This window comes from Shewanella sp. 1180_01, assembly GCF_052850535.1.
This window is the reverse complement of record NZ_VXCT01000178.1, coordinates 1-561: the sequence shown is the minus strand read 5'-3', so window position 1 is coordinate 561 and position 561 is coordinate 1. Positions and strand designations below refer to the sequence as shown.

Sequence of the window (561 nt, the reverse complement as noted above, 5' to 3'; positions counted from 1 at the left end):
TGTATTGATTGCTTAGAGCCAAATGAGCCACAGCGGCTTAATGAGTTGCGCTGTATTAGTTGCCAACAGGATGAAGATAAGCGCCAAAAGCAGCGCTATGGGAAGCGTTTATGATCGAATCGTTATTTGAATATTTCGGTAAGTATTGGGGCTTCATTGGCAGCGTCATTAGCGTTTTCTGTGCACTGCTGATGGCGTGGTTTAGCACGCGATTTACCCCACGGATTGAGCATGAAAAAGTGATCCAAAAGGTGGCTGAAATCGACAAGCGCCTTAGCGAAACTGAAATGCAATTGGAGTACATGCCGACCCGTGACGAACTGCATGCGCTCGATAAAACCCTCACAGGTTTAGGTGAGCGCTTTGGCGCAATGGAACAAGGCATTAGGCGCTTAGAAACCAAGACCGACATGCTTCTCGAAAACGAACTGAAAGGAGGCCATTAATGGCGATGCAGCAAATTATCAATGAGCACCAACGCCTTGTGGTGCTTCGATTACTGACCGAGGCGGGAGCCTTTGCACTCAATGAGTCCATCTTACAAGATGGCTTAAATGCCTA

1 protein-coding gene is annotated in these 561 nt (G+C 47.4%); it reads left to right on the top strand.

What is annotated here, in order from left to right; translation table 11 throughout:
- Positions 1 to 110 precede the first annotated feature (110 nt).
- Positions 111 to 446: a DUF2730 domain-containing protein gene (locus FW758_RS24745; protein ID WP_076500542.1), complete on the top strand. Its 336-nt coding sequence runs from the start codon at positions 111 to 113 to the stop codon at positions 444 to 446.
- Positions 447 to 561: the final 115 nt, after the last annotated feature.

What these genes read in the sequence shown, in the direction of transcription:
- FW758_RS24745 (WP_076500542.1), top strand. Translation starts at nt 111, where the DNA reads ATGATCGAATCGTTATTTGAATATTTCGGTAAGTATTGGGGCTTCATT.